Origin of the sequence: Clostridium chromiireducens, assembly GCF_003575225.1 — a bacterium.
Classification (GTDB): Bacteria; Bacillota; Clostridia; order Clostridiales; family Clostridiaceae; genus Clostridium; species Clostridium chromiireducens.
The window spans coordinates 74,946-82,743 of sequence record NZ_QXDJ01000011.1 but is presented as its reverse complement, the minus strand read 5'-3'; the positions used below and the strand labels follow the sequence as shown (position 1 = coordinate 82,743).

Genomic DNA, 7,798 nt, shown 5'->3' with positions numbered 1-7,798 from the left:
CAATAAAAAGTTTAATCTTAGCTTACTCAAATAAAGAATTGCTGGTTTACTTAAATGTATTTATATATTCTGTTCAATTTTCAAAGACCAATTTCTTTATTACAACATATTGTTGTAAATTTTTCATCACTCTCAAGCGACTTTCTTAGTATATCACTTGAAGTTCGTACTGTCAATATATTTTTTAAAATCTTTTTGAATTATTATTAATGATTTCTTTAAAAATATTTATGTTTCTTGACGACGTCTTTTATCTTAACATATTATATATTAATTTTCCCTATATATAGCCTCATTATATTGATTTAAATTCAATTTACTCTATTATTATCTATTTTATTTAATATTTCTTACTATGATACACCAGGTTCATATGATACCTTACTTATTTACTGTCATATAGTCATTACATATAAAAATAGGTCATTTAACACATTTGCAATGTTGTTAAATGACCTATTTAAAGTTTTCTGATATTAATATTATTCTTCTATATCATTAGTTTCAATTTCAACTAATTCAACTGATTCTTCTTCTGGATCATCACTACTTAGTATTTTTGCTATTGCAACTACTTTTTCTTCCTCATTAGTTCTCATTAATGTTACTCCCATTGCAGACCTGCTTGTAACTGAAATATCAGAAACATTAATTCTAATTGCCACTCCACTAGAATTGATAAGCATTAATTCATCATCAACTTTACATATTGTAGCTCCTGCTAATTTTCCTGTCTTCTCACTAATCTTATACGTTATTAATCCTACTCCACCTCTATTTTGTAGTTTATACTCAGTGATAGGCGTTCTCTTCCCGTACCCATTTTGGCTAATTACTAACAATTCTTCTCCTTCAACAGCAATATCCATACATACTGCTATATCATCTTCTTTTAAGTTAATAGCCTTAACCCCTGATGCGGTTCTTCCCATAGACCTTACATCTTTTTCGTTAAACTTAACAGCATACCCATTTTGAGTAACTACCATAATATTAGCATCTCCATAGGTATTTTTTACTTTAAGTAACTCGTCTCCATCTTTTAGACTTATTGCAATTAATCCACTTTTCCTTAAATTTTTAAATTCACTAAGTGGAGTTTTCTTTACTATACCTTGCTTAGTTCCCATAAATAAGAATCCTTCTTTTCTATCATCTGTTACAGTTAATACCGTTTGGATTTTTTCATCAGACTCTATAGCAATAAGATTTATTAAATTTGTACCTTTTGCTTGCCTTCCAGCATCAGGTATTTCATAAGCTCTTAACTTATATACTCTTCCTTTATTCGTAAAGAATAATACATCTGAGTGGGTTGATGTTATCATCAATTGTTCAACAAAATCATCTTCTTTTGTTGACATCGCCTGGATACCCTTTCCTCCCCTTCTTTGTGAAGAGTAAGTATCTGCCGAAATTCTTTTTATATATCCAGAGTGAGTTAATGTTATAACAACATCTTCTACTTGTATTAAATCCTCTATATCAATCTCATTTATTATCTTTTCTATTTTACTTCTTCTTTCATCTGAATACTTAGCTTTTATCTCTAATAATTCATCTTTTATTACACCTAATAAATTTTCTTCACTTGCTAGAATAGATTTTAGATATTCTATTTGTTTCATCAACCCATTAAACTCTTCATCAATCTTATCTCTTTCTAAGCCAGTTAACCTTCTTAGTCTCATCTCTAATATAGCCTGAGATTGCTTTTCAGAAAGGTTAAATCTTTCCATCAAAGTGTTTTTAGCAATTTCACTAGTACTAGAATTTCTTATTATACTTATTACTTCATCTATGTTGTCTAAAGCAATTTTTAATCCCTCTAATATATGTGCTCTAGCTTCTGCTTTATTTAATTCAAATATAGTTCTTCTTGTTATAACCTCTTTTTGAAACTCCACATAGTGTTCCAATATTTGCTTTAGATTCAAAACTATAGGTTCATTATTAACTAGCGCTAACATAATAATGCCAAATGTATCTTGAAGTTTTGTATGCTTGTATAACAAATTTAATACTACGTTTGGATTAGCATCTCTTTTTAGTTCAATTACAATTCTCATACCGTCTCTATCTGATTCGTCTCTTAAGTCAGATATTCCAGTAATCTTCTTATCCTTCACTAAATCAGCAATATTCTCAACAAGCTTTGCCTTATTTACTTGGTATGGTATCTCAGTAACAATTATTGAATGCCTTCCATTTTCCTCTTCTATCTCAGCATTTGCCCTTACAATTACCTTTCCTTTACCAGTTTCATAGGCAGCTCTAATTCCTGCCTTCCCCATTATAGTTGCACCTGTAGGGAAATCTGGACCTTTAACTTTAGTCATAAGGTCCAGTACAGTTACGTCTGGATTATCAATAAGCATAACAGTTCCATCTATAATCTCACCAAGGTTATGTGGCGGAATATTAGTAGCCATCCCAACGGCTATTCCTGATGAACCATTAACCAGAAGGTTGGGAAATCTAGATGGCAATACTACAGGTTCTTCTTCTTCACCATCAAAATTTGGCATATAATCAACAGTATTCTTATTGATATCTCTTAACATTTCAACAGCTATTTTATTCATTTTTGCTTCTGTATATCTCATAGCTGCTGCGCTATCTCCATCAACAGATCCAAAATTTCCATGACCGTCTACTAACATATATCTCATTGAAAAATCTTGAGCCATCCTTACAAGCGCATCATAAACTGAACTATCACCATGTGGGTGATATTTACCTAAAACATCTCCAACTATTCTTGCACATTTTCTATATCCCTTCTCAGGATATAAACCTAATTCTTGTAAAGAATACAGTATTCTTCTATGTACAGGTTTTAATCCATCTCTAACATCTGGTAATGCACGACCAACAATAACACTCATTGCATAATCTATATAGCATTTTTTCATTTCATGTTTTATATCTACAGGTATAACTTTTCCTTCATTAAAGTCCATGTACTTCACCTCATATTTCAGTACTAAATATCTAAATTAACAACATTTTTAGCATTTTGTGTAATAAATTCTTTTCTTGGCTCTACTTTTTCTCCCATTAATATGGTGAAAATTTCATCTGCTGCCATAGCATCTTCTATGTTTACTTTTAATAAAATTCTTTTTTCTGGATCCATTGTCGTATCCCATAATTGGGTTGCGTTCATTTCTCCTAGACCTTTATATCTTTGAATATCTGTTGAATTATCTTTTCCACCTATTTCAGATAAAACATTCTCTAATTCTGAATCAGTATATGCGTAGTATTCTTTTTTATTTTTACTAACTTTATATAATGGAGGTTGTGCTATATATACATGACCATCATCAACCATTTTTCTCATATATCTATAAAAGAATGTTAATAATAACGTTCTAATATGAGCTCCATCGACATCAGCATCTGTCATTATTATGATTCTGTTATATCTAATTTTTTCTACATCAAAATCATTTCCAATACCAGCACCAAATGCAGTAACCATAGATCTAATTGTATCTGCATTCAATATTCTATCTAACCTTTGCTTTTCAACATTTAGTATCTTTCCTCTTAATGGTAGAATTGCTTGGAATCTCCTATTTCTTCCTTGCTTAGCCGAGCCACCAGCAGAATCTCCTTCGACTATGTAAATCTCACATTCTCTAGGATCTTTAGATGAACAATCTGCTAATTTTCCTGGTAATGTGGATCTTTCTAATACTGATTTTCTTGTTAATTCTCTAGCTTTTCTAGCTGCATCTCTAGCTCTAGCCGCCATTAATGCTTTATCAACTATTATTTTTCCTATGTTTGGATTTTCTTCTAGAAATATTCCTATATTTTCACCAACAATAGAATCAACTATTCCTCTAACTTCACTATTTCCTAGCTTAGTCTTTGTTTGACCTTCAAATTGAGGCTCTTCTATTTTAACAGATATTACTCCAGTTAGCCCCTCTCTGATATCGTCTCCAGTAAAGTTTTTATCATTTTCTTTTATATGTCCAAATTTCTTTGCATAATCATTAAATACTCTTGTTAATGCTGTCTTAAATCCAACTAGATGTGTTCCACCTTCAACTGTATCTATATTATTTGCAAATGAAAAGATATTTTCAGTATAACCATCGTTATATTGAAGTGCTACTTCAACAGAAACCTTATCTTTTATGCCCTCGATATATATAGGTTCCTCATGAAGTGGTACTTTATTCCTATTCAAATAGCTTACAAAAGATTTTATTCCACCTTCATAATGAAACGTTTCTTCCTTTTCATCTCTTTTATCTAAAAGTCTTATATAAATTCCTTTATTTAAAAACGCTAATTCTCTCAATCTTTGGGATAAAACTTCAAAATCAAAAATTGTTTCCTCAAATATTTCTGGATCTGGTCTAAAATAAGTTTCTGTTCCTGTTTCATCACTATCCCCTATTTTAGCAATATCGTTTAAAACTTTACCTCTGCTGTACTTTTGCTCCCATATATGACCATCCCTTTTAACTGTCACAATACATTCTTCAGAAAGCGCATTTACTACAGATGCACCTACTCCATGTAATCCACCAGAAACCTTATATCCTTCACCACCAAATTTACCACCTGCATGCAATATTGTCATTATAACTTCAACAGTGGACTTCCCCATCTTAGGATGTATCCCTACCGGCATACCTCTACCATCGTCAACTACTCTTATTGAATTATCCTCATTAATGTTGACCTCTATTTTTCTGCAATATCCAGCTAATGCTTCATCAATACTATTATCTACTATTTCATAAACTAAATGATGAAGACCTCTTGAACTTGTACTTCCGATATACATTCCTGGCCTTTTTCTTACTGCTTCTAATCCCTCAAGAACCTGTATCTGATTTTCATCATAGCTTTTATTATTTTGTTCCAAATCAGACTCCTCCTAAACTTTAAAATATTAAACTCATGAACTTTACGAAATTAAAAATTATATTCCATATCAGTTCTTTTTGTTAACGTTGTTGATGATATTGGTGAAAAATATATCTTACTTTTATTATCAACTTCTGCTATAATAAACGATTTTGGTTTTTCATCTGTAATTCTTTCTACAAATCCATCTTCTTCTGCTAATCTCAAAAATTGTATTGTATCAGAACTGTACATTGTATTTTGCAAATCGAATATTCCAATTATGTCTTTAATGGGAACTACAACATTTTCACCTAAATGTAAAAACACTAAATATTCCTCCTTTAATTTAAAATCTTCCCGTTCGATACAGTAAATATCTTAGATCTATAATCTAAATAATTACCTAAATCATCAACTCCTGTACAAGTTATTATTGTTTGTATATCTCTAATAGAACTTAATATATATTTTTTTCTATTTACATCAAGTTCTGAGAGAACGTCATCTAATAATAAAACAGGATACTCTCCAGTAATCTCTTTGATGATCTTTAAAGATGAAAACTTCATCGTTAGAATTGATGTACGTTGCTGTCCTTGTGATCCAAATGTTTTTGCATCAATCTCATTTATAAAAACATTGAAATCATCTCTATGAGGACCAACTGAAGTTAATCCTTTTTCTCTATCTCTAAGAACGTTATCCTTTAATTTTTTCAAATAATTACTTTTATAACTATCTAGATTAACGGTACAATTGTATTTAAATTCAATCTTTTCTTTACCAGAAGTTATATCATTATGAATGTTTTTTCCATAAAAGTTTATTTTATCTATATATTCTAACCTTTTTGATACAATATAATCAGCATATTCAATTAATTGTAAATCATATACTTCCAAAACATCTTCAGCGAACTTTTTGCTTTTTAATAAAATATTTCTTTCATTTAAAATTTTGTGATATTGAACTAAATTAAAATAATACTTTGAATTTATTTGAGATAACTCCATATCAAGTAGCCTTCGCCTTAGACTAGGAGATTCTTTGATAACTTTTAAATCTTCTGGTGAAAACATAACTACATTAAATGTCCCGAATAACTCTCCTATTTTTCCTACTTTTATGCTATTTACCTTAATGGCCTTTTTTCCATCTCTTAGAATGTTAATATCAATTTTTTTATCCAGCCTATTTTTTCCTATAAGCAAACTTATATAGGCTTTATCCTTTTTCCAATTTATTAATTCTTTATCTTTTGATGTTCTATGCGATTTTGCAAAAGCACCATAATAAATTGATTCAACAATATTAGTTTTTCCTTGAGCATTATCACCTACAAACACATTTACACTTTTATCTAATTCTATAGATAAATTTTCATAGTTTCTGTAGTTGATTAAATTTATATTTTTAACATACATAAAAATACACCTATAATAATTATATCATAATAAAACATTTGTCTACTTATTATTTTTTATAACTATATCTATACTATTTCAAAATCTGAATCTTCGAAACTTACAATATCTCCAACCTTTAATTTTTTTCCTCGTTGAATGCAAATTTCATTATTAACTTTTACTAATCCATCTTGTATATATACTTTTGCTTCTGAACCGGATCCAACAATAGCGGCCCACTTCAGAAAAGCGTCTAGTTTTATAAATTCAGTGCTAATTTTTATTTTATTCATATTTTTGCATAAGTATTCACAAATAAATACTTATCCTCCTATCTCATTAATCTTACTGGTAAAACTAAATACTTCGCATTTTCATTATCCTTCTCCTGAATTACACATGGACTTATCCCTGAAGTCATCTTCATAATAACATCGCTCTCTTCCATGTTCTTTAATACATCCAACAAGTATTTTGAATTAAATGCAATTTGTATTTCTTCACCTTGCAATTTTATAGATATTTCTTCTCTTACCTTTCCCAATTGAGAATTGGATGTTATTATCAGGTTATCTTGTTGTAAATCTAATCTTATTAAATTTGTATTTCCTTCCTTGGCCATTAAAGATGCTCTTTCAATAGCATTTTGTAATTCTTGTCTATTAACATTAACAAATAACTTATGCTCTTGAGGCAATAATGAATTGTAATTTATAAATTTTCCTTCTAACAATCTAGATATTATTTTAGTTCTTTCTAAATTAAATAAAATATGATTATTAGTAAAAGTTATATCCACAATGTCATCTACATCTTCAAGTATCTTTGATACTTCATTTAGAGTTTTACCAGGTATAACAACTTCTATATTTATATCAGTATCTAAGAATTCACTTTTAATTGCTAGCCTATATCCATCTAGTGCAACTAAATTTAAATTTTTTTCTTTTACTTCAAATAAAATCCCTTGTAGAATTGGTCTAGTTTCATCTTGTGCAATTGCGAATGATGTTCCTTTTATCATATTTTTTAATATGTTTTGATTTACTGATATTTTTAAGTTTTCATTAATTTGAGGTAATTCAGGAAATTCATTTGTATTCATATAAACTACATCAAATACCGATTTTTCACAAGTTATTTTTATTAATTGGTTTTCGATTGTTTCTATTCTTATAGTTGAATTTGGTAGCTTTCTTATTATTTCTCCAAATATTTTGGCATCAATAACGATGCTTCCCTCTTCTATGATTGTTGCATTAACAGATGTTTCAATGCTTACATCCATATCTGATCCTATAAGAGTTAATGTTGTTTTATTTGTATTTATATATATTCCTTCAAGTATAGGCATAGTTGATTTACCTGTTATAGCTTTTTGAACTATTGATATACCTTCTAATATTTTTTGTTTTTCACATGTAAAAATCATTGGAAAACCTCCTTATTTATTAACAATAAATTAATGACAATAATTAGATATAGATAAATACTTTTATAGTAATAATAGTAGT

6 protein-coding genes and 1 rRNA gene (1 of these 7 running past the window's edge) are annotated in these 7,798 nt (G+C 29.1%); all 7 read right to left on the bottom strand.

The genetic code is table 11. The annotated features are described in order from the left end of the window. Positions 1-7: ribosomal RNA gene (locus D2A34_RS25980) — 16S ribosomal RNA — on the bottom strand; its annotated part reaches 1,409 nt to the left of the window's first position; the annotation flags it as partial. A gap of 475 nt (positions 8-482) precedes the next feature. After that, positions 483-2,963, bottom strand: a complete 2,481-nt coding sequence (gene gyrA / locus D2A34_RS25975; protein ID WP_079440855.1) for a DNA gyrase subunit A — start codon at positions 2,961-2,963, stop codon at positions 483-485. A gap of 23 nt (positions 2,964-2,986) precedes the next feature. Next, positions 2,987-4,894: a DNA topoisomerase (ATP-hydrolyzing) subunit B gene (gene gyrB, locus D2A34_RS25970; protein WP_079440854.1), complete on the bottom strand. Its 1,908-nt coding sequence runs from the start codon at positions 4,892-4,894 to the stop codon at positions 2,987-2,989. 50 nt (positions 4,895-4,944) lie between these two features. Then, entirely contained in the window at positions 4,945-5,205 is a 261-nt protein-coding gene (gene remB, locus D2A34_RS25965; RefSeq protein WP_008419054.1) for an extracellular matrix regulator RemB, read from the bottom strand. 14 nt (positions 5,206-5,219) lie between these two features. After that, positions 5,220-6,302, bottom strand: coding sequence for a DNA replication/repair protein RecF (gene recF / locus D2A34_RS25960; protein ID WP_119368285.1), 1,083 nt, complete (start codon positions 6,300-6,302; stop codon positions 5,220-5,222). Positions 6,303-6,370: 68 nt separating this feature from the next. Next, the gene (gene yaaA, locus D2A34_RS25955) at positions 6,371-6,577 is read right to left on the bottom strand and encodes a S4 domain-containing protein YaaA (RefSeq protein ID WP_119368284.1); all 207 of its coding nucleotides are present in this window, start codon (positions 6,575-6,577) and stop codon (positions 6,371-6,373) included. Positions 6,578-6,615: 38 nt separating this feature from the next. Then, a complete protein-coding gene (gene dnaN, locus D2A34_RS25950; protein WP_079440851.1) occupies positions 6,616-7,716 on the bottom strand; it encodes a DNA polymerase III subunit beta in 1,101 nt (366 codons plus the stop codon). Positions 7,717-7,798: the final 82 nt, after the last annotated feature.